This window comes from Chitinophaga sp. HK235 (genome assembly GCF_018255755.1).
In the GTDB taxonomy this organism is placed as follows: domain Bacteria; phylum Bacteroidota; class Bacteroidia; order Chitinophagales; family Chitinophagaceae; genus Chitinophaga.
This window is the reverse complement of the sequence record NZ_CP073766.1, coordinates 3,073,307-3,099,513: the sequence shown is the minus strand read 5'-3', so window position 1 is coordinate 3,099,513 and position 26,207 is coordinate 3,073,307. Positions and strand designations below refer to the sequence as shown.

Below are 26,207 nucleotides of genomic sequence, written 5' to 3'. Positions count from 1 at the left end.
AAAACAAAGGCTTCAGCCTCCGTCCAAAAGCAAAAAAGAGACTTCGGCTTTCGTTCCATGCACAAAACCAGGGCTTCAGTCTCTCCAAAAGCAAAAAAGAGACTTCAGCTTTCGTTCTATGCACAAAACCAGGGCTTCAGCCTCTCTAAAAGCAAAAAAGAGACTTCAGCTTTCGTTCTATGCACAAAACCAGGGCTTCAGCCTCTCCAAAAGCAAAAAAGAGACTTCGGTTTTAGCTCCATGCACAAAACCAGGGCTTCAACATCCATTCAAAAACAAAAAAGAGACTTCAGCTTATAGCTCAGCACCTAAAGCTACCTAAGCCTCCGTCTGGAACATAAACAATTATAGCCCAGGGCTTCAGCCCTGGGACAAATTAATTTCGTTTTGATTGATATAAAAGAAATACGCCTTTTTTTCCTCCGGCATGGCTATCTCCTGATCATAGCGGCATGGCTGTTTACTTTCGCGTTTCTGTTCAGTAACTACTGGGCTTACTATTCTTCTCCGCAGGGTGTGAAAAGAAGTATCGAGAAAAGTCTGCAGAAAAGGGAGCAGTCATTCGATAAACTCCTGCAGGATACTACTATGATTAGCAGTCTTTTTCAGCGTACCTACGATGAAAAGACGCTGGACAAACTGAGAGAACGCGATTATGAAGTCTTCGCCTATGACTCCAGTACACAAGGCTCCTGGCTTACTTTCTGGAGTACCAGCCAGGTAGAGCCTGAAGATCTCCATGATGTACTCAAGCCTGGCACACAGTTCCTGAAACTGAAAAACGGTTACTACGAAGTCATCACCCGCCAGCTGAAACCTTCCGGCAATCACCAGCACTTTATCGTGGCGACCATCCCCGTGCGCATGGAATACGCCATCCGCAACAGTTTCCTCATCAGCCACTTTTACAACAAATCAGAGCTGGGGCCGGAATATTCTATCCATATGGATCTCCCTGGCCTCATCCTGCCCGACCATACCATCCTCCCGGTCAAAAGCAGTAATGATCAGACATTGTTTTTTCTTGACTACAATAAAAATATCCGTGCCCAGCCTCCCAATAACCTCAGCGTGCTGTTACGTGTACTGGGATGCATCTGTGTACTGATTTTTTTCAACCTCTTTGCTACGTTGCTGGCGAAAACCACCAACCCCTTGTATGGGTTTCTGTTCCTTTTCCTGGTGGTATTCGGATTGAGGGTGCTGAGCTATGCTTATCCTTTCCCGTTCAATCTGCGGGCACTGAATATCTTCGATCCGGCCATCTATGCAAAAGATGAGATCTTTTATTCGCTGGGTGACCTTTTACTCAACGTACTGCTCACTTTCTGGATGATCGTGTTTTTCAGGGAACACGTGAAAACCATCAATCTGCCGGTTATCCGCAAACGCTGGCTGCAAAGCATTGTCATCATTTTTGCCAGCCTCCTGTTGTATATGGTGGAACAGTTTCTGGCGAATCTTATCCAGAGCCTTGTGATAGACTCCAGGATATCTTTTGATGTCACCAATCCTTTCAGCCTCACAGAATACAGTCTGATCGGTTTTATCGTACTGGGTTTTATCTCCTTCAGCTTTTTATTCTTCTCCCAGATCATTAACTACCTGCTCAACGAGCTGACCAATTTCCAGTACCGGACCAAATACATCTGGCTGGCTGCCATCGGTATCATCTGGCTGCTGTGGCGTATGCACAACCCGGAACTGCCTTTTGCGGTAGGCATGGTCATCTGGCTGCTGTTGTATATTGTACTGCTCGATTTCCTGGCAGATCGCTTCGAAAGCAGCATGGCCACCGTGCCTTTCCTCTTCTGGCTGTTCCTGCTCACTATCACCACCTCCGGTGCACTGGTATATTTTAATGACCAGAAAGAGCTGTCTGCCCGTGAAAAACTGGCGGCTGACTTGTCCAAGCAGCGGGACCCCTACCTGGAAATGCTGCTCAACGATATAGGCAAAAAAATTGAAAACGATGAATACATGCAGTATTTCTTCATGGACAAAGGACATAAGCAGTCCAAGTCCAGAATGGAGGAAGTATTGTTGCAAAATTATTTCCAGGGTTACCTGAGCCGCTTTGATGTGTCGTTTTATCCTTTTGATGAAAACGGACAACCCATCTATTCCGGCGATACCACCAGCCTTACTTCGTTCCACCGCCGCTTGTACTTCGAAGCGGAATCCTCGCCTTCTGATGTCAATAGCAATGACCTTTATTATTACGAGCCCAGCTTCAATGATTACAACTATATCGGCAAAAAGGAATTCCACAATCCGCTGGATCATTCCGGCACCGGGACGCTGATATATGTGGTGAAGCCTAAAACCTTCAGCACCGAAAGGTTATACCCCGAGCTGCTGGTGGAAGGCGATATGTACGACCATAACCGGGAATCTTCGGGAAACTACTCCTACGCTATCTACGACAAGGGTGTGCTGGTAAGTCATTACAGCGATTACCCGTTCCCTATCCGCCTGTACCCTGGGGATGTGCCTTCCGGAGAACTGACCGTCAGGGATGTAGACGGGCATTCCGAAATGATTTACAGGGCTTCTCCCGAAAAGGTGGTGATCGTGGTAAAACAGAGCCGCACCTTTGTAGAGTTCATCACGCTGTTTGCGTATATGTTCTGTCTCTTTCTGCTGATCATTGTGGTATACAAGGCTTTCGACCTGCTGATCAAAGCAAGGATGCGGCTCAGCAACGTCAAGGCACTGATCAATATCAGTATCCGCAAAAAAGTACATGGCACGATCATCTTTGTGGTGGTGTTTTCATTTGTGATACTGGGTGTTACAACTACCATGTTCTTTATCTGGCGCTCAGAGGCACAGAACAGGGAGAAACTGAGTAAAACGATGGGAGAGGTGGCTACTGATGTGGAAACGATTTTCCTCAATCAGCGGGATATGGACGAGATAGATAACATGTATGATCCGGTGTTTAAGGAGAAGCTGACCACCGCCCTGGGTAATATCGCCAATGAGCGGGCACTCGATATCAACGTATATGATGCTGATGGTAACCTGCGGCTCACTACCCAGCCGCTGATGACGGAGAAAGGGCTGATCTCCGGTAAAATGGAACCACTGGCTTATTACGAGATATCCCGGCAGCAGCATATCCAGTTTATTCAAACGGAAAAGATAGGCACCATGCCTTTCCTGTCTGGTTATATGCCGCTCCGCAACCGTTCCGGCGATGTGATGGCCTACCTCAACGTACCTTATTTTGCCACACAGACTGAACGTAACCAGCAGATTTCCAACTTCCTCGTGGCATTGATCAATTTCAACGCATTTATCTTCCTCATCGCAGGCATGGTCGCGTTGCTGATCACCAATTCCATTACCCGGTCTTTCTCTCTGGTAACGGAAAAGCTGCGGCACGTGAACCTCGGACAGCGTAATGATGAGATAGAATGGGATAAGGATGATGAGATTGGTGCACTGGTAAAAGAATATAACAAGATGGTGCGTAAACTGGAAGTGAGTGCGGCCAGACTGGCTAAGAGCGAACGTGAAGGGGCCTGGAGGGAGATGGCGCGGCAGGTGGCCCACGAAATCAAAAATCCGCTGACGCCTATGAAGCTCAGTATCCAGTACCTGCAGCGGGCCATCGCCAGTGATTCGCCCAATGTGAAAGACCTGTCTACCAATGTGGCCCGTACGCTGGTAGAGCAGATTGAGCACCTGTCCAATATCGCGTCAGACTTTTCTGCCTTTGCCCGCATTGGAGAATCCAACAATGAAGTGGTGTTGCTCAATGAAGTGTTGTCTTCGCTCACCAGTCTGTATCAGACCCAGGAAGACTGTGATATCGAATATATAGAGCCGGGACGCCCGTTGTATATATTTGCAGACAAAACCCAGATGAACCGGCTGTTTACCAACCTGTTGCTCAATGCTATCCAGGCTATTCCGGAAGAAACCACCGGGCATATAGTGATACGTCTGCAGGAAACAGTCGACCGCTATGTAATTGTCAGTGTGGCTGATAACGGAGGAGGGATCTCACCGGAAGTACAGTCCAGGATCTTTGTGCCCAATTTTACCACTAAATCCTCTGGTACCGGGCTGGGGCTGGCGATGTGTAAAAACATTGCTGAACAGACAAGAGGGGAGATCTGGTTTGAAACCAAGCTTAATGAAGGCACTACTTTTTATGTAAAACTGCCCCTTTATCAGGAGTAGAGATATTTTTTGTCAGATGCCCCATTGATGCGATACCGTGTCAATGGGGCATTGATTTGCAGGTAAATCCCGCTTCACCAGTTCATCCGGCTGCTCCGCTTTTGTTTGTTCTTATAATTACAAATGCTCTTTCCGTTTAGATACAAAAACGGGGATAGATAGTGTGACAGTAATGGGATGACTTTCAAAACCAGGCATAAAAAAAGCCGTCTCCGGGAAGGAGACGGCTTTTAAAAATATCTTTTCATTTAGCTATTGCTGTGGAAGCTTTCTTTGATTTCTTCCAGCAATTTGCTTTCAATCATTTGTTGTGCCAGCAGGATCATGTTTTGAAAGGCGAGGCCCTTGGAGATACCGTGACCAATGATCACCGGTTTGGATACGCCCAGTACGGGAGTTCCGCCGTATGATTCTGAGTCAAACTGTTTCAGATAGTCATCCTGGATATTGCGTCTAACGGAAATATCATAGAATGATTCGGCCAGTTTCAGTACGATGTTGCCGGTGAAGCCTTCACATACCATTACATCCGCTTTTCCAGAGAAGAGATCTCTTCCTTCGATGTTGCCAACGAAGTTGATGAGTTTGTTTTCTTTTAACAGCGGGTAAGTTGCCTGGGCAAGGAGGTTACCTTTGCCTTCTTCTTCACCGATATTCAGCAGGCCTACTTTCGGATTATCAATCTTCAGTATGTGCTTGGAATAGAGGGAGCCGAGGATGGCAAATTGTACCAGGTTTTCAGGTTTGCAGTCGGCATTGATACCTACGTCCAGTAGTAATCCTTGTGAACCGTTTTCACGGGGGACCAGAGTAGAAATAGTAGGACGTTGCACACCGTCTATGGCTTTAATAGAATAAAAGGTGCCTACCATCATGGCGCCGGTGTTACCTGCGCTGATAAAAGCATCTATTTTCTCATTTTTCAGTAAATGAAAGCCGATAGAGATGGATGAGTGTGGCTTCTCTTTCAGTGCCCTGGTAGGGTGTTCATCCATCCCAATTACTTGGGATGAATGAACAACTGAATATTTTGATTGGTCCAACTGTGCATCCGCTAGTAAAGGGGCCAGTTGTGACTCGTCCCCTATTAGTACCAGATGCGCATCAGATGCAACGGCGTCTAAATATAATTTTACTCCTTTTACTGCTTCTGCGGGGGCGAAGTCGCCACCCATCATATCAAGCCCGATTCTCATGTAACTCAAGTTTGTCTTGTTAGCTCGGGTAAAATTAGTAAAATTTATTATTTAGCGCTGCTCTGTTTTTCCAATACTACTTTTCCTTTGTAGTACAGTTTGTTTTCTACCCAATGAGCACGATGTCTCAGGTGCACTTCTCCGGTTGCGCTGTCTGTGCTTAATGTATCCGCTACCGCCTTATAATGCGTTCTTCTCTTTGCTGATCTTTGCTGAGAATGTCTGCGTTTAGGATTTGGCATTTTATTTAATTTTTAATTGTCCTTAAATTTATCCAACCCTTTCCAGATTGGGTTATCTTTTTCTTTAGCCTGCTGGTTCATACGTTCCAGCATTTCAATCACTTTGGGATCACATCCGCTTTTGCCATCGGCAGCATTGGGATGTATGCGTTGCATCGGAATGCTCAGCAGGATGAACTCATAAATCCATTCCGCCACATGAAGGTGGCTCTCTGTCTTGGAAATATAGGCTACATCCGGGTCAGCATCTTCGCTGGCAAGCTCTTCAGGATTGTCCACCAGTTTCACAATCTGGTTAAAATCATCCCATAACTGCAGCTCAAAGGGCTCTCCGCAACGGTCGCAGGTGACTGTTACCGTGCCGCCAATCTCAAACTTCAGCAAAAAGAAGTTACTCTTCTTGTCAAGCGTCAGATTTACTGTCGCCTTACAATTGCTGAAATCTCTCTCCCCTTCATAATGCTCAAAGAAACTTTCTCCGATCTCATAGTGAAATGAATGCACCCCTGGTTTTAATCCAACAAAGGCTATATCAAATTCGCGGAGTGGTTTCATATCAATATCAATGTCCTCACTTTTAGAGGGATGCAAAGGTAATTAAATATTTGCAATTGCAAAAATTTCATAAATTTGTTCACCATCGATAATCAAATTATATATATTTATATAATCGAATATCATCCATATTGCTGTTGCATGTCAACAGGAGTGAGCCGCAAAGGTAAGGATTTCAACCTTCATCTCATACCTGTTTTTAGCAATACAACGAAAATTGAAAACCTGAACTCCCCCTGGCCATCATAAAAAATGACATCCAAAGGAAAGAATGAAAGGAAAATCCTGTCACCAGAAACCGGCACTGCGGGCGAGCCAGACATATTCTCGCTGCCTATCATTGCCTGGCTCCGGCATACTAATGCCGGCATCCTCGTGACCAATGAAAAATTCCAATGGCAATGGGCCAACGAGATATTTCTGCAACACCTGCCCGGACCTTTTCCGGAAAATGCAGCTTTCGATGAACTCATCAGCTATTTCCGGCCCCTCATCTCCGGCACGGAAACTTTTGAGGAAAGAATGAACACCCTCCGCCAGGAAAAAAAGCCCTTTTTCGGCTGGGAAGTAGTCCTCGAAAACGGTATGATCGTAGATGTCACCTACATGCCCGTCTTCGATGGACAACACTTCATCGGTAGCATCTGGGAGGTGGTCAACATCACCCGAAAACATCACGTACAGGAAGAAATCAAGCGGAATGAGCACAAATTCAGGGTGATGCTCAATAATCTCAACGCGGCCATGTGCGAAACCGACCTGAAAGGCAATATCACCCGCGTATATGAAAGCTTCTGCCGCCTGTCCGGCTATACCGAAGAAGAGCTGATCGGTAAAAATATCACGGAAGTATTTGTGCCGGAAGAAAACAGAAAATTTGCCCATGCCCTCCGCAGGAAACGCCTCTCCGAAAACGTCCCCCTGCTCTACGACATGGAAATCGCACTCAAAGACGGCTCCCGCAGATGGGTCCTCGCCAGCTCCGCCAATGTCTACGACCGAAACGGTAAAATCATCGGCGGCGCCGGTATTCACATGGACATCACCGGCCAGAAACGCCTCCAACAGGAACTCGAAGATGCCCGCCGCCACGCTGAAGAAGCCCGCCACGCCCAGAAAGACTTTCTGGCCAGTATGAGCCACGAAATACGCACTCCCCTCAATGCCATCATCGGAATGGCTCACCTCCTCGAGGAAACAAACCTCGACCCGCAGCAGAAAGAATATGTCAACATCCTCAAACATTCCTCCGGCATCCTCCTCGGCATCGTCAGCGATATCCTCGATATCTCCCGCATCGAAGCCGGCGAACTGCAGGTCAACCAACGGGAATTCAATCCCCGCGAAATAATTCAGTCACTCCGCCATACCTTTGAGCTGAAACTGGGCCGCCGGCCCATTAGCATCACCACCGAACTCGATGCTAACCTTAACACCTGGCTGATCGGTGATGACGTGTTATTGAACCAAATACTCATCAATTTGTTAGGTAATGCGGAAAAATTCACCAAAGAAGGGGAAATAGCCATTAAAGCCACCCAGGAAAGCTGGCTGGATAATAAGTTATGGGTAAGATTCCGCGTCTGCGATACCGGCATCGGCATCAAAAAGGATAAACTGGAACTGATATTCCGTAACTATAAACAGGCAGAAGGAGATATCCGCGAAAACTACGGCGGCACCGGCCTGGGCCTCGCCATCGTAAAACAGCTGGTGGAACTGCTGGGCGGCTCTATCGAAGTGGAAGACTATCCGGGATATAGTACCTGCTTCTCCTTTGACCTGCCGTTTATGGACAGCAGAAAACCAATTTCAGCCGCCGGAACAAAACCAGGTAAAAAGCTGAAACAACGTACCTTTGAAGATGCAAGGGTACTTGTGGTGGAAGATAATCCGATGAACCTGCGTTATATCATGAGCCTCCTGGAAAAATATAAAATCAACTACCAGCTGGCCACCAATGGACCCGATGCGAAATGGTTCCTCAATGCCCGGCAATACGACCTTGTCCTCATGGACATCCGTATACCTGGTATGAATGGACTGGAACTGACACAGCAGATCAGAGCAGATGAAAATCAACCAAATGTGGCTACTCCCGTGATTGCCACTACCGCTGTAGCGATGGAAAATACTGCCGCCACCGTCAGGGCCGCCGGAATAACCGATATTCTGATCAAACCATACACACCCGATCAGCTATGGCAGATCTTTAACAAATATCTCAACGAAGAAGAAACAGAACTAATAATGGAAGAAGAAGTGCAGAACATCAGCGGATTTGAGTTCCATGGGGAACTGGACGTCAGGTATCTCACAGCCCTCTATGAGAACAATATCTCCTATGCGGCTGACCTGTTTGAAATTTTTATACGAACAATTAAGGATGAAATGCAGAAGCTGCGAAATATGGTGGAAAAGAATGACTGGGAAAAAACCAAATTCCAGGTCCATAAACTCAAACCTAATTTCGCCATGGTAGGCCTCACCTGGATCAGCGCCAAAATGCAGGAACTCGAAAATAACCTCCGCACCGGCGAACCACAGCATCCCGAAGCGGCCACTCAGCTCTTCCGCGAAGTAGTAGAGGGCGTGGAAAAATACTATCCGATCGTTTATGAAGAATATGCCCGCATGCGGGAATTCGTCAACTCCGCCGCCCATCAATAGGCCTGCAGTATTTCCTTGATGCTGTTATAATAGTTTCCACCAAACAACAACGTATGTACCAGCAACGGATATAACTGGCAAACCCCTATCCGCTGTTGCCATCCCGGTGACAGCGGCCAGGCTGCCTGATAAGCATAGTAAAACCGGGTATCAAAGCCCCCGAACAAACGCGTCATCGCCAGGTCCATCTCCCGGTGCCCGTAGTATACAGCAGGGTCAAATACACATACCTTACCATCCTGCCCCACCATAAAATTCCCTGACCACAAATCCCCATGCAACAACGCCGGTGCATCTGCCGGAAACAGCTGTGGCAACCGTTTGCATAAACGCTCCATCTGATACATCATGTTCTGGTCAATGATCTGCTGGTCATAGGCCATCTTTGTCAGCGGCAACAGCCGGTTGAATGCATAAAACACCGGCCAGTTGGTATAAGGTGTATTGTATTGTTTTAATGTACCGATATAATTAGGTGCCGCATAACCAAAATGCGGCTGTGTTTTCTTGTGCAGCTGTGCCAGCGAGGCACCAAAATCTTCCCAGAAATCCTGTATGGCCACCCCTTTGACCACATGTTCCATCAACAGGTAGGTCTGACCATTACAGGTGCCATAAGCCAATGGCTGTGGCACCGCCAGCGCATGTGAGGCATACAGCGCCTCCAGGCCGGCATATTCTGCAGCAAACATTTCAGGATAACGTTTGGCATCATTCAGTTTCAGGAAAAAATACCCTTCGTTGGTGGCTATACGAAATGTTTGGTTAATATCACCGCCGTGTACACTTTTTGCGTCATTAATATGTATTTTCACCTTTAATTGCTCGGATAGGGCCGTGCTGAGTTGCCTTTGTAAAATTTCATCTATCATGTTTCGCCGCTTATATGGAAACGAGTGCCAAAATTAAAAAGAAGATCGTTCGTATTGTATTAACACTTGCGGTTATACTGTTGTTAAAGGGATTGTTCGCCTGGAGCCATCACTTCAGTGATTGCTACTTCCATAGGTGGTATATGTGGAGTAGTAGGGCATTTCGTCAGTTAACAGGTATAGTACCATTTAGTGTTGGGGACGTAATATATATAGCCTGGATCGGAACAGCCATATTTTTTCTGTTAAAACTATGTTATAAACTCATCCGGATGCAATGGAGTGTTTCCGGTCTGCTGTTGCTGCGTGGCATTCATTTTATATTGAAGCTTTACCTGGCCTTTCTTGTCTTGTGGGGCTTCAACTACGAACGTAACACCCTTCTGCGCGATACCGGCATCATTACCGGTGCTTATAACACCCAACAGCTGTACCAGCTGTCGGATACCCTGCTGAAGCTGACCAACGCGGAAAAACTGAAACTGGGAGACACATTGGGTATGACAATGCCCGATACCACTGTGCCTGTCTTTAAAAAAGCGGTGATGGCGTATAGTACCGCCGCCGGTCAATGGCCTGCCTTCCGTTATCAGTCACCCAGCGTAAAACCCGCCATGTTCGGCGAATGGCTTAACTATCCCGGGGTGACCGGTTACCTCAACCCCTTCTCCGGAGAAGCCCAGGTAAACACCACCACACCATCTGTACTGCTGCCTATCGTCACCTGCCATGAGATAGCCCACCAGCTGGGATATGCTCCCGAAGAAGATGCTAATTTCGTAGGATACCTGGCTGCCAACAGTTCAGCGGATAGCCATTTCCGTTATTCGGCCAACTTCGATATGTTCCTCTATAGTGTTAAACAGCTGGCCGTCAGAGATACTGCCATGGCAAAAGAAGTATGGCACCGGGCCGTGCCCGGCGTAAAAGCCGACTATAAAAACATTGTTAAGTTCTATGAGCAGTATACCGGTAAAGTGGAAGATTACTCTACCATCCTATACGACAAATATCTGAAGGCTAATAAACAGGACAAAGGAATACGCAGCTACAGCGAAGTGACAGGCTGGCTCATTGCCTGGTTTAAAATCCGGTAATCAGTTCATCATCAGTACGTTCACACTGCGCTGCAGGATGTTGAAGGCTATCTCCGCCATCAGATTTTCCCGGTCCAGCGTAGGGTTTACCTCCGTGATCTCAAAACAGCAGATCTTGCGGTGCTGCATGAATTTGGCAATCAGGTCTTCGGCCTCACGCTCCCTTAAACCGTTGCTCACCGGTGTGCCGGTACCCTTGGAAATGGAAGCGTCCAGGCTGTCCACATCAAAAGACACATAGATATAATCGCAATCGCTCAGGTAGCGGAACACCGATCGGGAGATATTTTCAGGCCCTTTACGGCGTACCTCGTTGGTGGTGATTACTTTCATGCCGTACTGCTTGATCAGGTAGTCTTCTTCCTTCTCATAATCCCGCAGGGAAATGAATACAATATCTTCCGGTAACACCTTGGGGGCGATTTTTCCGATGTTTTTAAGGGCATTCCACATACCTGTGGTCGGTTCGTCGAGGTCATGCACCTTGCAGTCGAGGTTGTCTTCCGCAATGGCGGTGGCCAGCGGCATCCCGTGCATATTGCCGGAAGGGGTGGTGTAAGGGGTATGGAGGTCGGCATGGGCGTCAATCCAGATAACACCCAGCTTGGACTTGGGGTGCGCCATCTTCAGCCCGGCGATAGTGGCGCCGGCAGTGCTGTGGTCACCTGAAAGCACTACCGGAAACCAGTTGGCTTTCACCGTTTCACATACACTTTTACTGATACGCTCATACATATTGACGGTGCCTTTGATCCGCTTGGCATAAGGCGATTCAATAGGTTCAAACAGGAGTTTGTTTTCCGTTTCGATTGCTTCGGTGGGGAAGTGTACAAAAAAGTTGCTCATGAAGTCCAGTGCAGCTATCTTGATCGCGTCCACGCCCAGGCTGGCGCCACGGGTACCAGCCCCTATTTCCGACTTGACTTCTATTATTTTAATATTCTTCATAAAGTTTTCATTACCGGCAAGCTACAGGATTTTAAGAGAACCCCCAAAGCAGCAGGACTGGCAATGATGAAAAAGTTCTATATAATGTATAAACCAAATCCAATACTGTTACGTTATCCTGCTATTTTATTCAATAATTTCCGGGATATGGTTGACAACGTTGAATTTTACGAGTGGCATTTTTTTACGTCCTGATTTATAAATAATTTGGATGGATCACTATTCATAAAACAACAACTATAAACCATGGACTATCAACTTACGGAAGAGCATCTGATGATTCAAAAGGCTGCACGTGATTTCGCCAATACGGAACTATTACCCGGGGTGATAGAGCGCGATGAGCACCAGAAATTCCCTGCCGAACAGATCAAGAAACTGGGTGAACTGGGATTTTTGGGTATGATGGTAAGCCCCAAATATGGGGGTGCCGGCCTCGACACCATCTCCTATGTACTGGCGATGGAAGAGATCTCCAAAATAGATGCCTCTGCCTCCGTAGTGATGAGTGTTAATAATTCACTGGTATGCTGGGGCCTGGAAACCTATGGCACCGAAGAACAAAAACAGAAATACCTGGTGCCCCTGGCCAAAGGCGAGATCATCGGCGCTTTCCTGCTGAGTGAGCCGGAAGCCGGTTCAGATGCCACCTCCCAGCGCACCACCGCCGAAGATAAAGGAGACCACTACCTGGTAAACGGTACCAAAAACTGGATCACCAACGGTAACTCCGCCAGCGTATACCTCGTAATGGTACAAACCCACCCTGAAAAGGGCAGCAAAGGTATCAATGCCCTGATCATCGAAAAAAACAGCCCGGGCGTGACTGTAGGCGCCAAGGAAAATAAACTGGGCATCCGCGGTAGCGATACCCACAGCATCATGTTCCAGGATGTTAAAGTGCCAAAAGAAAACAGAATAGGGGAAGATGGCTTCGGCTTCAAATTCGCCATGAAAACACTGGCCGGCGGCCGTATCGGTATCGCTTCCCAGGCGCTGGGCATCGCCAGCGGTGCTTATGAGCTGGCCCTCAAATATTCCAAAGAAAGAAAAGCTTTCGGCAAGGAAATCTCCCAGCACCAGGCCATCCAGTTCAAACTGGCGGATATGGCTACCCGTATCGAAGCTTCCCGCCTGCTTTGCCTCAAAGCAGCCTGGGAAAAAGATCAGCACCTCGATTACACCCTCAGCGGCTCTATGGCTAAAGTGTTCTCCTCCGAAACAGCTATGTGGGTAACCACTGAAGCTGTGCAGGTACACGGCGGTTATGGCTATGTAAAAGAATACCACGTTGAGCGCCTCATGCGCGACGCCAAGATCACACAGATCTACGAAGGTACCTCAGAAGTGCAGCGTATCGTGATCAGCCGTTCCATCCTGGGGTAAATCATCACCAAATATTCCAAAGGGCTGACCAGCAAGCGCGGTCGGCCCTTTTTTATGTGGCCCCAATCCCTAATTTTTTTATTTTTGTCAGATGGCTATCAACATCACCGCCTATAAAGAGGTACTGTCTGCCCTGACACCTTATCATGCCAAACTGGTGGCGGTTTCCAAAACCAAACCGGTAGAAGATATAGAGGCATTTTATGCAGCAGGACAACGCATCTTTGGCGAAAATTACGTACAGGAATTAGTAGAAAAACAGGCAGTATTGCCGGCAGACATCGAATGGCACTATATCGGACACCTCCAGTCCAATAAAGTGAAGTATCTGGCCCCTTTTGTACATACCATCCATGCAATAGACAGCCTGAAGCTGCTGCAGGAGATCAACAAACAGGCCGCCAGACACCAGCGTGTCATCAACTGCCTGCTACAGGTACATATTGCCGCGGAAGAAACCAAGTTTGGCCTGGATGAGCAGGAGTTACAGCAACTGCTCGCCTTCTGGGAATCGCACCCTGCCGATTTCGAACATGTACATATCGCCGGCATGATGGGCATGGCCACCAACACCAGCAACGAATCACAGGTCCGCCAAGAGTTCCACCAGCTCCACCAGTTATTCGGGTCTGTTAAAACAACATTTTTTAACAACAAGGATTATTTCAGGGAACTATCCATCGGCATGAGCGCTGACTATCCCATCGCACTGGAGGAGGGCAGTACCATGGTGCGTATCGGCAGCCTGCTGTTTGGAGAAAGGAACTATAATAAGTAACCTAGCAACTTATGAAGAAACTTTGGATCTATTGTCTCGCAGGTATCGGCATGGCCGCCTGCAATACCGGCAACACTAAAAAAGAACTCAGCGACGGCGTATGGAAAGCAAGCCTGCACCGGGCTGACGGCGCCAACATCGTATTCAATTTCCAGGTAAAGGATACCGCTGGCAAAAAAGTATTGTATGTACTCAACGCCACTGATAAACTGCTGGTAGATGATGTAAAAGTGAACGGTGATTCCGTATTTATCAAAATGCCTTTCTTTGATTCTGAATTCAAAGCCCGCTTTGCAGAAGGTGGCAGCCTCGAAGGACAATGGATCAGGCACCTCGCAGATAAAGACGTGTCTATCCCCTTTACTGCCCAACCTCATACAGCAGAACGTTTCAAAAAAGGCGCAACTCCCGCTCAGCAGGTGACAGGACGCTGGGTGACAAAATTTGTAGACAAGGATAAATCCAGCGAAGCCATCGGCGAATTCAAACAGATGGGCGACCTGGTATACGGAACTTTCCTCACTACCACCGGCGACTACCGCTTCCTCGACGGTATCATGGATGGCGATACACTCCGCCTCTCTACCTTCGATGGCTCTCATGCTTACCTCTTTACAGGCCTGGTGAAAAAAGACAGTATCGTCAACGGCCGCTTCTTCGCTGGCATTGGCGACCACGTGGAAGACTGGACCGCTGTGAAAAACGACTCCGCCAAACTGCCCGATGAACGCACCCTGGCAACGATGAAACCCGGCCAGTCCAAACTGGATTTCACCTTTCCGGACCTCAGCGGCAATAAAGTGAGCATCAACGACGACCGCTTCAAAAACAAAGTGGTAGTGATCACCCTCATGGGCTCCTGGTGCCCCAACTGTATGGACGAAACCGGCTTCCTGAGCCAGTGGTACAAGAAAAACAAAGACCGCGGCGTGGAAGTGATCGGCCTGGCTTACGAGCGTACGCCCGACTTTGACAAGTCCAAAAAAGCCCTCACCGGCTTCCTGCAACGTTTTGATGTACAGTATCCGGTGCTCATCACTGGTGTTACACCAGCTGACCCGGAAAAAGGGGAGAAGACCCTGCCACAGCTGACCGGTATCAAAGGTTTCCCGACCACTATCTTCATCGATAAAAAAGGAAATGTAAAAGAAGTACATACCGGCTTCTCCGGTCCTGGCACCGGCGAACACTATGAACAGTTCAAAGCCGATTTTGAAAGATTAATCACTCAGTTGCTGGAATCCTGAAATGCTCCGGTAAAATAGCGCAAATCCTTCCTGGTACACCGTTACCCGGAAGGATTTGACTTTTTAAGAAAATTTATTTTTTCATCTCTTTCAAAAAGTATTGAAAAATTGAAAAAACTGCCTATTTTACTGCTCCGTTTGACTTTATGAATTCCACCATTATCTAACACGCTTGTCGTATCCACCTGTCCGGAACAATGTCAATTCCAGGTATTGTTCCGGTAAGGTTTCTCACCTTCCACGTTTGTCTTTATAAATTCCACTTCTTCCTTTTACCGTATATTAACATTTGTGGTGGCTGTTATGGCCTGATATTTGGAAATTCTGCTTTCGTTGTGCAGGTTTTAAACCACGCACGCACTTTTTTGTTAAAACCATAAAAATCTACACATTATGTCTACCATCAAATTTTTAGCAGGAGCAATAGCAGGGTTGACTACAGGGATTGTAATCGGTATGCTGACAGCTCCGGAAAGTGGCGATCATACCCGTAGAAAAATCAGGCATACTGCGGATGACTGGCGTAACAAAATCAATGGTATGATGAATCGTAGCGGTGAAGACCTCTCCGACCTTAAACAGGTATTTGAAAAGGAAATCGACGGTCTGCATAATGATACCCGCGAGCGTGTTTTAAGGCTGATCAATAAAGCACAGGGCAAATATTACCGCTTTAAAAAGGAAGCGCTTTCTTAATAAGAGCAAATTACGAATTACGAAGGGACGATTTACTCATCAATTCGTAATTCGTAATTTTCTAATTTGTAATTCAACTGATAATTTCTCCGGTTTCCATATAGTTCTTAAAACGTTTGATATCCCGGTCTATCATATTCTCAAAAGAGGGATTCAATAACCAGGCAAGACCGCTGCCCATATAACCGGCCGGTGGACGGTAGGTGATAATCACATCCAGTTCTGTACCTCCGTTCAGTGTATCCTGGAAGGTTACACGCCCCGCCGTAGCAATAGACGACCCCGGCAATGAACGCCATCCCAGCATCTCACCAGGTATTTCCTTCACTATCTCCGCATCCCATTCAAGTGTGCCGATGCCACCAGGGCCTTTCACTGTCCAATGTGAATGCAGCGGGTCCAGTTCTTCAACAGATTGCAAATGTTTCATGAATACCGGCAGATTACCCAGCTGACGCCAGAAATAATATACCTCCTCCTTCGGATTGTCAATCTTCAGGGATGCCCGGATATTGATAGAAGTGGCATGTTTATCCCGTTTTCGTCTGCCCAGCAATCCATTGACAAGATCATTGCCGGAAATACCACGGTACAGCAAATAACCGGCACCCAGCAGCTTTAAGAGGCTTGCCCCCGGCTTTTTATCTACTTTGCTGATAGCACTACCCAAAAGCCATGCCCCCGTGAAAATAGATACAATTCTGCCTTCCGGCGTGACATTGATGATATTTGAACTTTCGTAAAGCTTTCCAGCTTTGGGTGGTACATGACCATTTGTTGATTGTTTTATCATAGCATATATACAGTTTGGGGAGAAGCAGCGAAAACCCTGCACTTTTTGCAATAACAATCTAAATAATTGATTATTAATTATATAGATCGAGGTGTGACGCTGTTACGCCTGTGGCGGGATCGGTACGGTGCGTAAATATTTACACACTACCATTTACTGATAGGAAGCATTCAGGTGTTCATAAATATTTTTCCCCCAGTTGGGCGCCAGTTCATTGACTGGCGTAAAGCGCGCAAACTTCTCACCGGTTTCTACCACTGCAGCCCGCGCTCTTTTTTTACCACCTCCAAAAATGGCTGGTGTATAGTAAATATTCAACGCCTTCATCAGAGAGGCCCTCGGATTGCTGGGATCGGCACTGATCGCCCTGTCTGCATAATGCCGGCTTTCCATACCCAGGGCTGCTCCCCGCGAATGGTCTGCATTAATACGGGCAGAGAGCCAGTAACTCATCAGCGTCAGCGATTCCGTATTCTCCGGTTGCAATTCCAGCGCCCTTTTTACAAAAGGAGCTGCCAGCTCGCAGTACGCTTCCTTTTTCTCACCTTTTGCCCTGAACGACAGTTGTGTATAAGCCCACCCTGCATAATATTGCAGTAACCATTCTCCCGGATGCTCGCGCCCCAGCATCAGAAGGGTGTCTGCATGAGCAGGCCACTGCTCCAGCTGCGCTTTCTCCAGTGCCTTTAACTGCCCATGCAAAACTGTTGGCCAGGAGTCAACATCTTCCTGTGCCAGGATCGGTTTCATACACAACAGCAAAAAGATAAAGAATAGCGATAAAAGCTTCATAAATCAAGGTTTCAGATCAGGTGTCGTGTACGAAATATATGCCAGTTAATCTCTTGTATTTCTCTGACTGATCCATTATCTTAACCGGCCAAACACTTTGAACATATGAAAAAGTTATTGACCACGTTATTGTTACTATCCGGCCTGCACAGCTTTGCGCAAAAGGAAATTGCCCCGAATAAATGGCTGAAACTCTTCAATGGAAAGGATCTCAAAGACTGGGACGTCAAAATAACCGGCTACGACCTCAATGATAATTTCGGTAATACTTTCCGCGTACAGGATGGCCTCTTAACCGTCAACTACGATAAATACGATGAGTTTAAAGAGCGGTATGGGCACATCTTTTATAAAAAGAATTTCTCTGCTTACCTCGTTGTGGCTGAATACCGCTTCACCGGTAACCAGGTGAAAGGCGGGCCAGGCTGGGCTTTCCGCAACAGCGGTATTATGTTGCACGGACAGCCTGCTGCCACCATGACCAAAAACCAGGACTTCCCCATCTCCCTGGAAGAACAGCTGCTGGGTGGCAACGGTAAAGATCCCAGAAGCACGGCCAACCTCTGTACTCCCGGTACCAACGTGGTAATGAACGGTAAGCTGATTACAGACCATTGCATCAGCTCCACCTCCAAAACCTATCATGGCGACCAGTGGGTACATGTGGAAGCGCTGGTACTCCGCGATTCTGTAATCAAACACATCGTGGAAAGAGATACAGTGCTTGTATACAACAAACCACAGATAGGAGGGGGAAATGTATTACATGCAGACCCTGCCGTGAAAAAAGACGGAATACTTCTCACCGAAGGCTCTATCTCCCTGCAGAGCGAGAGCCATCCTGTACAGTTCCGCAAAGTAGAACTGTTTGACCTTTCTCCCTATATCAATGATCCGGTGAAACTTAACAGGATCTTACAGCTGTTGCAGCAACGGAACAGTATTAAAAAATAATACAAGGTCTACCTGTGGCGGCATGTGTGGCTTAGGCGGTTGCGGTGGCCGTGCTGGCCGCCTGGGTGGTACACAGCCAGCCACTGCCATGATCAGACATAGTAGGAGAAAGGCAAGCCGGTAATGATTACGTTTCATGTTTTATAGGGTTTTTTACCTGAAATCGGGGCAATAACTATTCCCGAATCAGGAAAAATGAAAATTCCAAAACTGATTTTCGAGAGCTTTGGGTACATTTGCCCCCTCGAAAAAATTAGCATGGAAAATTGTACCCTCTACACGCACGAGGTAGATATGGGAAAGGTGTTGACGCGCATGCGTGCGCACTTTGATGCATCTTCCCTGAAAGTAACAGGACAGGACGAGCACTGGGAGTCTATTACAGTAGTTTCGAAAAAAAGACGTTTAAGAAAGGGTAACACCCTTACTATCACTTACAGACAGCGGACTGTACCAGGATATACCCTGGAACACAGTGATGAACCCATCATCGTTAACCTGCGCGGTATGTATGCTTTTGTACAGCAGATATCCGCCGACAATCAGGAACTGAAAGAGCGGCTGCTGGCAAAAATCCCGACCATCAACACAGAGGTGGTGATCATGGCGGAGCCTTCTTTCAACGGCGACCTCCGTTCGGCAGTGATGGAACTAGCCTACGAGCTGGACGCTTTCTTCTTCTCCGAAGGCAATGTGATCTTTAATACGGATGTACAAGGCTTCTGGGATAAAACAGGTGCCCTGCTGCTTGATGTAAACGGACACTCTACCGCCACCCATCTTACTGTCAATATCGACGCAAAATATTTTGACAGCCAGACATTACCTTCTCCGGAAGCACTGGAAAGAAAAGCCCGCAGCCTGCAACAGCTGCAGTCTATGGGTATCCGCTCAAGTGCTATGCTGCCGGCCATTACAGACGAAAGTAATGTGGTGCTCCGCACTCCGGCCGAAGTAGCAGCCCGTGTAGCCGTGCTTTCAGCTGTCAATGCAGTCGCTTTCGGATATCTCGAAGGAAAAGAAATCATCGGTTATCTGCAGCAACATCAGTTGTGGGAACATACCACACCGGCAGAAAAATCCTTCCTGGATAATCCTACAGAAGACTTGAAAAGAAAGGAAACCTGGAAATGTGAAGATATCTGGGTACTGATGTGGGCACTCAACAAAGTGCCGGAGCTGGGGTATATGAATGATCTCTGTAATCTGGATATGGTGCCGCAGGAAGTATATCCCTTCAAAGGGCTTGAAACTGATCCGGCCTCCTTTTTCGCTTTAGTAAAGGAACTGCGTCCTGCTACCGAAATACTGGATGCCAACGATCTTTATTATCGTGCCCACTGGTCTTGTGTGGATGCTATCCTGAAAAATGAAGAAGCACCTACTCACCGGGGTATTGTTTACGAAAGACACTACGCGCTCAACTGGTTGATCAACTATCGCAACCAGCCATGGGACGAGGTTACCTGCGATACCTGATTATTTGATTATTTGGTTATTTAGGGATTTTCTGATTTGATTCAAATCCCTAAATAACCAAATAGCCAAATACCCCAATAATCAAATTTCTATTGTTTCAGCATCAGCTGGCGGATATATTTCACCGGCGCGCTGCCATAGCTCAGGAATTTTTCATTGAAAGTTTTCAGGCTGTAATCTTTGCCCATCTTCTTTTTATAAGCTTCCCGCAGGTCAATGATTTCTTTGTAACCGGTGTAATAGCTGGTGAGCTGTACACTGGTCACGCTAACCCTTTTCCATTTGCCTTCAGCTTCGGCTTGTTGCTGGAAGGCCTCTTTGGTCAGCAGATGGATAGCATCTTCGCGGCTCATGTTTTTTGCATGTACACTGTAGTCGAGGATGGTATTGCAGACTGCGCGCAGATTCCATTTGTACCACATCAGCCACATTTCCGGTTCATTATTGCCATAGCCGTTTTCGAGCATCATCTGTTCGGTATATACAGCCCATCCTTCAATCATAGCGCCGTTGCTCATCAGTGATTTGATCAGGCTGGGCGACTGGTTGGCATATACCAGCTGAGTATAGTGGCCAGGGATGGCTTCGTGGATGTCCAGTATCTGCAGGATGTACTGATTGTATTCCCGCAGGTAACTTTCTGCTTTTTCTTTAGGCCATCCTTCCAGGCTGCCAACATTGTAGTAGGTATTGCCACCTTTGTCGTACGGGCCGGGAGCGCTGATGGAGGCGCCAGCCACACCGGCCATGTAAGCTGGTTCTTTACGTACGACCAGCGGTTTCTTGGGATCGATATACAGCAGGTCTTTTTCCTTGATGAAAGCGATCAGTGTAGGGAGCTGTTTTTCAATAGCTGCCTGGAATTCTTCTGGCTTCACATGTTTTACGGACAGGGTGTCAATCATACGTCCTATCAGTTCCAGTGAGTCGGAAGGCATCGGCTTGCTGCCGAAATATTTAGGCCACAGTTCGCGGCTGATACGGGCCATTTCTTTATGCACATAGGCTTTGCGGGCTACAGCGGAATCAAAGATCTGAGATGCCGTATAGGAAGATTGAATATCGAAGTTGAATTTCTGATCGTACAGGGGTTGTCCCAGGCGGAAGCTGCGAGGATTAGCAGGCTTCAGTGCCTTGAGCCAGACAGCATAGTCCTTGATAGCCTTGGTGGCGGTTTGTGCACGGGCAATCATGTTTTTCTTTTCATCGGCGCTGAAACTGGTTTTCTGTAAAGAGTCTACGAAATCTTTTTCGAAAACAGACAGGCCACCGTTGTTCTGATCTACCGCCAGTGAAGTCAGCTCCGGTACAGGGTCCTTGATCTGTTTTTTGGCAGCTTCATAGTAGGCCGGCACATTGCCCAATCTGGCTGAAAAGCTGCGCAGACGGGATTCCAGCGGCTCATAGTTTTCATTGAGTATAAAAGCGAAAGTCTGGCTCACATTAAAAGTGGAAGGGTCCCACTCGTTGTGTTTCTGTTCTTTAATATTCCATTGTACGGATTTCAGATAGTTTTCTATCAGCTGATAGTCTATCTGGTTGGCATCAGACAGTTTGCTGAGTTCATAGGACTTGAGAGAATCCAGGTGCTGTTGCGCAAAAGCCAGGCTGGCTTGTTGAGCAGCACTGTCGGGCACAATCAGTACAGAGTCGTATTTGTGATAACCTACATTAGTGGCCCAATCGGGGTTTTCTTTCCATAACTGATCGATAAAATGTTGTGTATAAGCAGTAAATGCGTTGTTGAGCACACTGTCTGCCTTACCACCGCCCTGGGAGCTGTTGCCGTTGTTACAGGCAATTATGGCTGCAGCCGCGGCGGCGCAAAGAAGTATTTTTCTCATGATGATAGATTTGTTGATTGTCTTGAAGCCAATATAAAGAATTATAGCGTATGACGCCCGAAAGAACAGGATGGATGGCAAGAGGATTAAAAAAGTTTATTATCTTTGCGCCTCATTCATAAAACAGATAAACCTTTGTGCCATGTAATCTCACAGGCATATTAATATGTTTCCTTCGCCGTTCCATCCCGGAACAGGCCTGTGATTTTATTTTTTCATAAAAATTACGGTTACAAACACTCAACTTACTGATGGTTCATTCATCCATCATTCATAATCCGTAATTCGAAATTCGTAATTGATTATGGCGATTTCCCAAAAATATGGCCGTACCTATCATTATCCGTTTTCACCGGGCACTACCAGCGATGACCGCATCCAGCACGACTATTGGGAGCATCTGGTAAATATCCCGCAGTTGATACATACGGAAAAACTGGACGGAGAAAATAACTGTCTCTCCCGGCATGGAGTGTTTGCGCGTTCACATGCCGCACCCACTACCTCTGCATGGACTGAGAGCATACGCCGCTACTGGCAAAGTATTAAAAATGAGCTGGGTGATCTGGAGATCTTCCTGGAAAACCTGTACGCGGTGCATTCTATAGAATATAAAAACCTGGACCATCATTTTTATGTGTTTGGTGTCCGGGAACATGATCGTTGGCTGAGCTGGGAAGAGACCTGCTTTTATGCGGCCATGCTGGATTTGCCGGTGGTACCGGTAGTGAAGGTGGTAACGCCGCCGGCTATACGCCAGGAGTTTGAACAGGATACGCTGTCGCTGGTGTCTGGCCGTGGTGCCTTTGATCCGTATGATGCGTTTACTGGTGAACCGACTATTATGGAAGGCCTCGTGTCGCGTAATGCTGCAGGTTATGCCGTGAGTGAATTTTCCCGCAACGTATTTAAATATGTCCGTAAAGGGCATGTAAAAACAGATCAGCACTGGACCCGCCACTGGCGCAGGGCCAGGTTAAATTATGAAGGAGGTAATTATGTGGCAGATTACAGATAATAAAGACTGGGCTTACCTGGAAAAAAAATACGAATGGGTAGGAGTGATGGCTTCCGTGCCCCAGGATGCACGGCATCATGCGGAAGGTAACGTTGCCGTACATACGCAGATGGTGCTGGAAGCATTGCAGCAGTTGCCCGCATACCAGGAGCTGCCGCTACAGCAGCAGGAGATCCTGTGGGCCGCGGCATTGCTGCATGACGTGGAAAAATATTCCACCACTGTATGTGCACCGGATGGCAGTATCACTTCTGCCGGCCATGCACGGAAAGGGGAGATGCGTGCCCGGCAGATCCTGTATCGGGAGGTGTCTACACCTTTTCCTATCCGTGAGGAGATCGCGAAACTGGTACGCTACCATGGGCTGCCGCTCTGGGTCTTTGATAAAAAAGATCCGCAGAAAGCGGTGATCACGGCCAGTCTGGAAGTCAACACGCGTCTGCTGGCACTGCTGGCCCGGGCCGATGCATTGGGCCGCATCTGTGAGGATCAGGCTGACCTGTTGTACCGGCTGGACTGCTTCGAGGAGCTGTGCCGGGAAAATGAATGCTGGGGCGTGCCCCGGGCATTTGAGAATGCTGCTGCACGGATGTACTACCTGATGAAGGAAGAAACATCACCGGACTATGTGCCTTATCAGCAGCCCAATACACAGGTGATCATGATGAGTGGCTTGCCCGGCGCAGGAAAGGATACCTGGGTGCAAAGGAATTACCGGCAATGGCCGGTCATCTCCCTGGATGATATCCGCAGGACTATGAAAATAAGTCCCACCGACAAAAGCGGCAATGGTACTGTGATTCAGGCGGCTAAAGAACAGGCCAGGGAGTACCTCCGTAAAGGTCGTTCCTTTGTTTGGAATGCTACCAACATCACCCGGCAGATGCGTGAACAGCTGATAAGTCTGTTCACTGCCTATGATGCGGCGGTGACCATCGTATACGTGGAAGTGCCGGCTGCGCGGTTGTTGCAGCAAAACACGCAGCGGGAACATATCGTGCCCTCCGCCGCCATGGAAAGGCTTATCAGCAAGCTGGAAGTGCCCACGCTTACAGAAGCCCATGAGGTGATATATCAGGTGCCTTAAAAAAAAGTATGGGTAAAAAATAATGGAATGATGAGACTCCTTTTCTTTGGAGTAGTTTGAATGCTATAAAAACAGAACACAAGGGGCGAAGATCAAACCAATTGATCTTCGCCCCTTGTATTTTGAAATGCTTTTAAAAACGCCTGGTTTACAGGAACTAAAAATCGTTGCGCCACATCATGCTTTCCACTGGTTTGATGGTGCGGCTGTTGTATTTGGCATTGCCTTTTTTGTTATACATCGTTTCCACTTCGCCTTCCACTACAAAATAAATCAGCTGGCCGATGGGCATACCGGCGTAGATCCTTACGGGCTGTGCGCAGGAGATTTCCAGGGTCCAGGTGTTGCAGAAGCCTACATCGCCTTTGCCAGCGGTAGCGTGAATGTCTATACCGAGGCGGCCCGTGCTGGACTTGCCTTCCAGGAAAGGCACATGCGCATGGGTTTCGGTGTATTCCTCGGTTACGCCCAGGTAAAGGGTACCGGGTTGCAGCACATAACCTTCTTCCGGTATTTCGAAATGCTCGATTTCATTGTGTTTGCGTGCGTCCAGAATACGATCTTTGTAGGTGGCGAGATATTTGCCAAGGTGCACGTCATAAGAGTTGGTACCAAGATACTTCCGGTCAAAAGGCGAAATAATAATAGTGCCTTTTTCAATTTCTTCCAATATCCGTTTGTCTGACAGGATCATGTTAGGTGTTTTAGTAGTAGCATAAAAGCTTCGGGCATTTTATAAAGGTGCGTTAAAAGCGAAACCTTTTCTTTTATTTATGCTTTTTTGCTTTAATTTGGCAAGATATGCCATTAATACGTACCATACAAATTGATCCGGAAACCAGATTGGGCGTGTGGAGCATCGAAGAGCAGGAAAGTTTCTTCCGGGAGCGGGTTAACATCAGCCCCGAGATCCATCATCCACACAAAAGATTACAGCATTTTGCAGGCAGATATCTGCTGGTAACGCTTTTCCCTGAATTCCCCATCGAAAAGATTCAGATATCAGGATCCCGTAAGCCAGTACTGACCTGCGATAGCTACCATTTCTCCATCTCCCACTGCGGAGATCATGTAGCAGCCATCGTGAGTACCAAAGCCGCTGTAGGGATAGATATAGAAGAAGTGAAAGATAAGATAGAAAAGGTGTCGCATAAGTTCCTGTCACCCGACGAACGGGATTTTATTGATCCTACACATGCATTACCCCATAAAACCATCTGCTGGAGCGCTAAGGAAGCAATGTTTAAATGGTACGGGCTGGGAAGCGTTGATTTTAGAGAGAACCTGGTGCTGCAACCCTTTGTCTATCAGCCGATGGGCTTTATCAGCGCTAATTTTGTGAAGCCGGATTCAAATACCCGGTTATATTTGCAATATATAATAGAGAATGGTCTGTGCCTGGCATGGACACATCCGGCGTGAGGAAAGGAATTTTACTAACTGTTGCGTTATTTTGACTTATGAAAATATTCTTGCTCGGCTTCATGGGAGCCGGAAAATCCTATTGGGGCAAACAGCTGGCCGATCACTGGCAGTTGCCCTACTATGATCTGGATGAAGTGATCGTAGAGGCGGAAGAAATGGCTATCAGCGACATCTTCGCCACCAAAGGCGAAGATTATTTCCGGGAAAAGGAGAGCTTGTTGCTGCGTGAACTGTCCCGGCAGGACAATTTTCTGATCTCCTGCGGCGGCGGCACGCCCTGCTTTCAGGACAACATGGACTTCATGAACGAACACGGCATCACCATCTGGATCAACCCTTCCCTCGAAGCAATGGTGGAAAGGCTGCAACGCAAAAAACACAAACGGCCGCTGATCCAGGACCTCGATGATGAAGACCTGCTCGACTTTGTGGAAAAAAAGATGGCCGAACGCAGACCTTTTTATGAACAGTCCAGGCATATAATTTCATCCGATAATATTTCATTGGATACCTTTACAAAAAATATTGAACATGCATAAGAGTTTTTTAGTATGGGCAGCTGCTTTGGGTGCACTGGCAGTGATTTTAGGCGCTTTTGGCGCACATAAACTGAAAGAGCTGGTACCCCCCGAAACAGTATCTACTTTCCAGACAGGCGTTACTTACCAGTTCTATCATGTATTTGCATTATTAGTTACCGGCATTCTCTTTGCTCATGTTCCGGGCGCTCAATTGGAATGGGCCGGCAGATGTTTTATCATCGGCATCTTCCTGTTCTCCGGTTCCCTCTATGCGCTCACCATGCTCAAAGCCACTGGTAGTGTAGGGTTGAGAGGTATCGGTATTATCACACCCATCGGAGGGCTGGTGTTCATCGCAGGCTGGATTAGTCTGCTCATGGGAGTTTTGAAAATTAAAGCGTAAAGCAGATCAT

Annotated in this window: 23 protein-coding genes; 14 read left to right on the top strand and 9 right to left on the bottom strand. The window is 47.4% G+C overall.

Annotated elements, in window-relative coordinates; genetic code table 11:
- Positions 1-387: 387 nt before the first annotated feature.
- Positions 388-4,194 (top strand): HAMP domain-containing sensor histidine kinase, encoded by a 3,807-nt coding sequence (locus KD145_RS10765; RefSeq protein WP_212005886.1) that lies wholly within the window; start codon positions 388-390, stop codon positions 4,192-4,194.
- Between the two features lie 248 nt (positions 4,195-4,442).
- Here KD145_RS10765 and plsX read toward each other — a convergent pair whose 3' ends face one another.
- The 3 genes from plsX to KD145_RS10750 are packed head-to-tail and all read right to left on the bottom strand — an operon-like array spanning position 4,443 to position 6,187.
- Positions 4,443-5,390 (bottom strand): phosphate acyltransferase PlsX, encoded by a 948-nt coding sequence (plsX, locus tag KD145_RS10760; RefSeq protein ID WP_212005885.1) that lies wholly within the window; start codon positions 5,388-5,390, stop codon positions 4,443-4,445.
- A 47-nt stretch (positions 5,391-5,437) separates the two neighbouring features.
- A complete protein-coding gene (rpmF, locus tag KD145_RS10755) occupies positions 5,438-5,632 on the bottom strand; it encodes a 50S ribosomal protein L32 (protein ID WP_106528459.1) in 195 nt (64 codons plus the stop codon).
- Positions 5,633-5,644: 12 nt separating this feature from the next.
- Entirely contained in the window at positions 5,645-6,187 is a 543-nt protein-coding gene (locus KD145_RS10750) for a DUF177 domain-containing protein (RefSeq protein ID WP_212005884.1), read from the bottom strand.
- A gap of 252 nt (positions 6,188-6,439) precedes the next feature.
- On the opposite strand from KD145_RS10750, the gene KD145_RS10745 reads away from it, so the two are divergent.
- Positions 6,440-8,857 (top strand): PAS domain-containing hybrid sensor histidine kinase/response regulator, encoded by a 2,418-nt coding sequence (locus KD145_RS10745; RefSeq protein WP_212005883.1) that lies wholly within the window; start codon positions 6,440-6,442, stop codon positions 8,855-8,857.
- Here the strand turns inward: KD145_RS10745 and KD145_RS10740 are convergent.
- On the bottom strand, positions 8,851-9,729 hold the full coding sequence (locus tag KD145_RS10740) for a fructosamine kinase family protein (protein ID WP_212005882.1): 879 nt from the start codon (positions 9,727-9,729) through the stop codon (positions 8,851-8,853). The two genes, KD145_RS10745 and KD145_RS10740, sit on opposite strands and share 7 nt — an antisense overlap.
- A 14-nt stretch (positions 9,730-9,743) precedes the next feature.
- Between KD145_RS10740 and KD145_RS10735 the strand changes: the two genes are divergently transcribed.
- Entirely contained in the window at positions 9,744-10,826 is a 1,083-nt protein-coding gene (locus KD145_RS10735; RefSeq protein WP_212005881.1) for a DUF3810 domain-containing protein, read from the top strand.
- On the opposite strand, the gene KD145_RS10730 is transcribed toward KD145_RS10735, so the two are convergent.
- The gene (locus KD145_RS10730; RefSeq protein WP_113617905.1) at positions 10,827-11,774 is read right to left on the bottom strand and encodes an arginase; all 948 of its coding nucleotides are present in this window, start codon (positions 11,772-11,774) and stop codon (positions 10,827-10,829) included. It abuts the gene before it with no gap.
- 246 nt (positions 11,775-12,020) lie between these two features.
- Between KD145_RS10730 and KD145_RS10725 the strand changes: the two genes are divergently transcribed.
- The 4 genes from KD145_RS10725 (at position 12,021) to KD145_RS10710 (ending at position 15,881) form a co-directional block, all read left to right on the top strand.
- Entirely contained in the window at positions 12,021-13,160 is a 1,140-nt protein-coding gene (locus KD145_RS10725; RefSeq protein ID WP_212005880.1) for an acyl-CoA dehydrogenase, read from the top strand.
- 91 nt (positions 13,161-13,251) lie between these two features.
- Positions 13,252-13,938 (top strand): YggS family pyridoxal phosphate-dependent enzyme, encoded by a 687-nt coding sequence (locus KD145_RS10720; protein WP_212005879.1) that lies wholly within the window; start codon positions 13,252-13,254, stop codon positions 13,936-13,938.
- A gap of 11 nt (positions 13,939-13,949) precedes the next feature.
- Positions 13,950-15,185, top strand: coding sequence for a TlpA disulfide reductase family protein (locus KD145_RS10715; RefSeq protein WP_212005878.1), 1,236 nt, complete (start codon positions 13,950-13,952; stop codon positions 15,183-15,185).
- Between the two features lie 393 nt (positions 15,186-15,578).
- Positions 15,579-15,881 (top strand): YtxH domain-containing protein, encoded by a 303-nt coding sequence (locus KD145_RS10710; RefSeq protein ID WP_212005877.1) that lies wholly within the window; start codon positions 15,579-15,581, stop codon positions 15,879-15,881.
- Between the two features lie 73 nt (positions 15,882-15,954).
- Here KD145_RS10710 and KD145_RS10705 read toward each other — a convergent pair whose 3' ends face one another.
- Both KD145_RS10705 and KD145_RS10700 read right to left on the bottom strand, forming a co-directional pair.
- Complete coding sequence (locus tag KD145_RS10705) at positions 15,955-16,674, bottom strand: SRPBCC family protein (RefSeq protein WP_212005876.1); 720 nt, start codon at positions 16,672-16,674, stop codon at positions 15,955-15,957.
- A gap of 153 nt (positions 16,675-16,827) precedes the next feature.
- The gene (locus tag KD145_RS10700; protein WP_212005875.1) at positions 16,828-17,466 is read right to left on the bottom strand and encodes a hypothetical protein; all 639 of its coding nucleotides are present in this window, start codon (positions 17,464-17,466) and stop codon (positions 16,828-16,830) included.
- 105 nt (positions 17,467-17,571) lie between these two features.
- On the opposite strand from KD145_RS10700, the gene KD145_RS10695 reads away from it, so the two are divergent.
- Positions 17,572-18,420 (top strand): DUF1080 domain-containing protein, encoded by an 849-nt coding sequence (locus KD145_RS10695; protein ID WP_212005874.1) that lies wholly within the window; start codon positions 17,572-17,574, stop codon positions 18,418-18,420.
- Between the two features lie 258 nt (positions 18,421-18,678).
- The gene (locus KD145_RS10690; protein WP_212005873.1) at positions 18,679-19,899 is read left to right on the top strand and encodes a DUF4272 domain-containing protein; all 1,221 of its coding nucleotides are present in this window, start codon (positions 18,679-18,681) and stop codon (positions 19,897-19,899) included.
- Between the two features lie 89 nt (positions 19,900-19,988).
- Here the strand turns inward: KD145_RS10690 and KD145_RS10685 are convergent, their stop codons facing one another.
- Positions 19,989-21,743: a DUF885 domain-containing protein gene (locus KD145_RS10685; RefSeq protein ID WP_212005872.1), complete on the bottom strand. Its 1,755-nt coding sequence runs from the start codon at positions 21,741-21,743 to the stop codon at positions 19,989-19,991.
- Positions 21,744-22,047: 304 nt separating this feature from the next.
- On the opposite strand from KD145_RS10685, the gene KD145_RS10680 reads away from it, so the two are divergent.
- The gene (locus tag KD145_RS10680) at positions 22,048-22,761 is read left to right on the top strand and encodes an RNA ligase family protein (protein WP_212005871.1); all 714 of its coding nucleotides are present in this window, start codon (positions 22,048-22,050) and stop codon (positions 22,759-22,761) included.
- Positions 22,727-23,848 carry an AAA family ATPase gene (locus KD145_RS10675; protein ID WP_249219793.1) on the top strand — a complete coding sequence of 374 codons (1,122 nt, stop codon included), beginning with the start codon at positions 22,727-22,729 and terminating at the stop codon, positions 23,846-23,848. The genes KD145_RS10680 and KD145_RS10675 overlap by 35 nt, the downstream gene beginning before the upstream one ends.
- A 157-nt stretch (positions 23,849-24,005) precedes the next feature.
- On the opposite strand, the gene dcd is transcribed toward KD145_RS10675, so the two are convergent.
- On the bottom strand, positions 24,006-24,542 hold the full coding sequence (gene dcd, locus KD145_RS10670) for a dCTP deaminase (RefSeq protein ID WP_113617921.1): 537 nt from the start codon (positions 24,540-24,542) through the stop codon (positions 24,006-24,008).
- Positions 24,543-24,649: 107 nt separating this feature from the next.
- On the opposite strand from dcd, the gene KD145_RS10665 reads away from it, so the two are divergent.
- Genes KD145_RS10665 through KD145_RS10655 form a run of 3 tightly spaced genes read left to right on the top strand, consistent with a single transcriptional unit; the run spans position 24,650 to position 26,197 of the window.
- Complete coding sequence (locus KD145_RS10665) at positions 24,650-25,270, top strand: 4'-phosphopantetheinyl transferase superfamily protein (protein ID WP_212005870.1); 621 nt, start codon at positions 24,650-24,652, stop codon at positions 25,268-25,270.
- Positions 25,271-25,308: 38 nt separating this feature from the next.
- Positions 25,309-25,812 carry a shikimate kinase gene (locus KD145_RS10660; protein WP_212005869.1) on the top strand — a complete coding sequence of 168 codons (504 nt, stop codon included), beginning with the start codon at positions 25,309-25,311 and terminating at the stop codon, positions 25,810-25,812.
- Positions 25,805-26,197, top strand: coding sequence for a DUF423 domain-containing protein (locus tag KD145_RS10655; protein ID WP_212005868.1), 393 nt, complete (start codon positions 25,805-25,807; stop codon positions 26,195-26,197). Before KD145_RS10660 ends, KD145_RS10655 begins: the two co-directional genes overlap by 8 nt.
- The last annotated feature ends 10 nt before the right edge of the window (positions 26,198-26,207 follow it).

What these genes read in the sequence shown, in the direction of transcription:
- dcd (WP_113617921.1), bottom strand. Translation starts at nt 24,542, where the DNA reads ATGATCCTGTCAGACAAACGGATATTGGAAGAAATTGAAAAAGGCACT.
- KD145_RS10675 (WP_249219793.1), top strand. Translation starts at nt 22,727, where the DNA reads ATGAAGGAGGTAATTATGTGGCAGATTACAGATAATAAAGACTGGGCT.
- KD145_RS10730 (WP_113617905.1), bottom strand. Translation starts at nt 11,774, where the DNA reads ATGAAGAATATTAAAATAATAGAAGTCAAGTCGGAAATAGGGGCTGGT.
- KD145_RS10745 (WP_212005883.1), top strand. Translation starts at nt 6,440, where the DNA reads ATGACATCCAAAGGAAAGAATGAAAGGAAAATCCTGTCACCAGAAACC.
- KD145_RS10710 (WP_212005877.1), top strand. Translation starts at nt 15,579, where the DNA reads ATGTCTACCATCAAATTTTTAGCAGGAGCAATAGCAGGGTTGACTACA.
- KD145_RS10660 (WP_212005869.1), top strand. Translation starts at nt 25,309, where the DNA reads ATGAAAATATTCTTGCTCGGCTTCATGGGAGCCGGAAAATCCTATTGG.
- KD145_RS10700 (WP_212005875.1), bottom strand. Translation starts at nt 17,466, where the DNA reads ATGAAGCTTTTATCGCTATTCTTTATCTTTTTGCTGTTGTGTATGAAA.
- KD145_RS10720 (WP_212005879.1), top strand. Translation starts at nt 13,252, where the DNA reads ATGGCTATCAACATCACCGCCTATAAAGAGGTACTGTCTGCCCTGACA.
- KD145_RS10740 (WP_212005882.1), bottom strand. Translation starts at nt 9,729, where the DNA reads ATGATAGATGAAATTTTACAAAGGCAACTCAGCACGGCCCTATCCGAG.
- KD145_RS10725 (WP_212005880.1), top strand. Translation starts at nt 12,021, where the DNA reads ATGGACTATCAACTTACGGAAGAGCATCTGATGATTCAAAAGGCTGCA.
- KD145_RS10685 (WP_212005872.1), bottom strand. Translation starts at nt 21,743, where the DNA reads ATGAGAAAAATACTTCTTTGCGCCGCCGCGGCTGCAGCCATAATTGCC.
- KD145_RS10655 (WP_212005868.1), top strand. Translation starts at nt 25,805, where the DNA reads ATGCATAAGAGTTTTTTAGTATGGGCAGCTGCTTTGGGTGCACTGGCA.
- KD145_RS10680 (WP_212005871.1), top strand. Translation starts at nt 22,048, where the DNA reads ATGGCGATTTCCCAAAAATATGGCCGTACCTATCATTATCCGTTTTCA.
- KD145_RS10705 (WP_212005876.1), bottom strand. Translation starts at nt 16,674, where the DNA reads ATGATAAAACAATCAACAAATGGTCATGTACCACCCAAAGCTGGAAAG.
- KD145_RS10690 (WP_212005873.1), top strand. Translation starts at nt 18,679, where the DNA reads ATGGAAAATTGTACCCTCTACACGCACGAGGTAGATATGGGAAAGGTG.
- KD145_RS10750 (WP_212005884.1), bottom strand. Translation starts at nt 6,187, where the DNA reads ATGAAACCACTCCGCGAATTTGATATAGCCTTTGTTGGATTAAAACCA.
- KD145_RS10735 (WP_212005881.1), top strand. Translation starts at nt 9,744, where the DNA reads ATGGAAACGAGTGCCAAAATTAAAAAGAAGATCGTTCGTATTGTATTA.
- KD145_RS10715 (WP_212005878.1), top strand. Translation starts at nt 13,950, where the DNA reads ATGAAGAAACTTTGGATCTATTGTCTCGCAGGTATCGGCATGGCCGCC.
- KD145_RS10695 (WP_212005874.1), top strand. Translation starts at nt 17,572, where the DNA reads ATGAAAAAGTTATTGACCACGTTATTGTTACTATCCGGCCTGCACAGC.
- plsX (WP_212005885.1), bottom strand. Translation starts at nt 5,390, where the DNA reads ATGAGAATCGGGCTTGATATGATGGGTGGCGACTTCGCCCCCGCAGAA.
- rpmF (WP_106528459.1), bottom strand. Translation starts at nt 5,632, where the DNA reads ATGCCAAATCCTAAACGCAGACATTCTCAGCAAAGATCAGCAAAGAGA.
- KD145_RS10665 (WP_212005870.1), top strand. Translation starts at nt 24,650, where the DNA reads ATGCCATTAATACGTACCATACAAATTGATCCGGAAACCAGATTGGGC.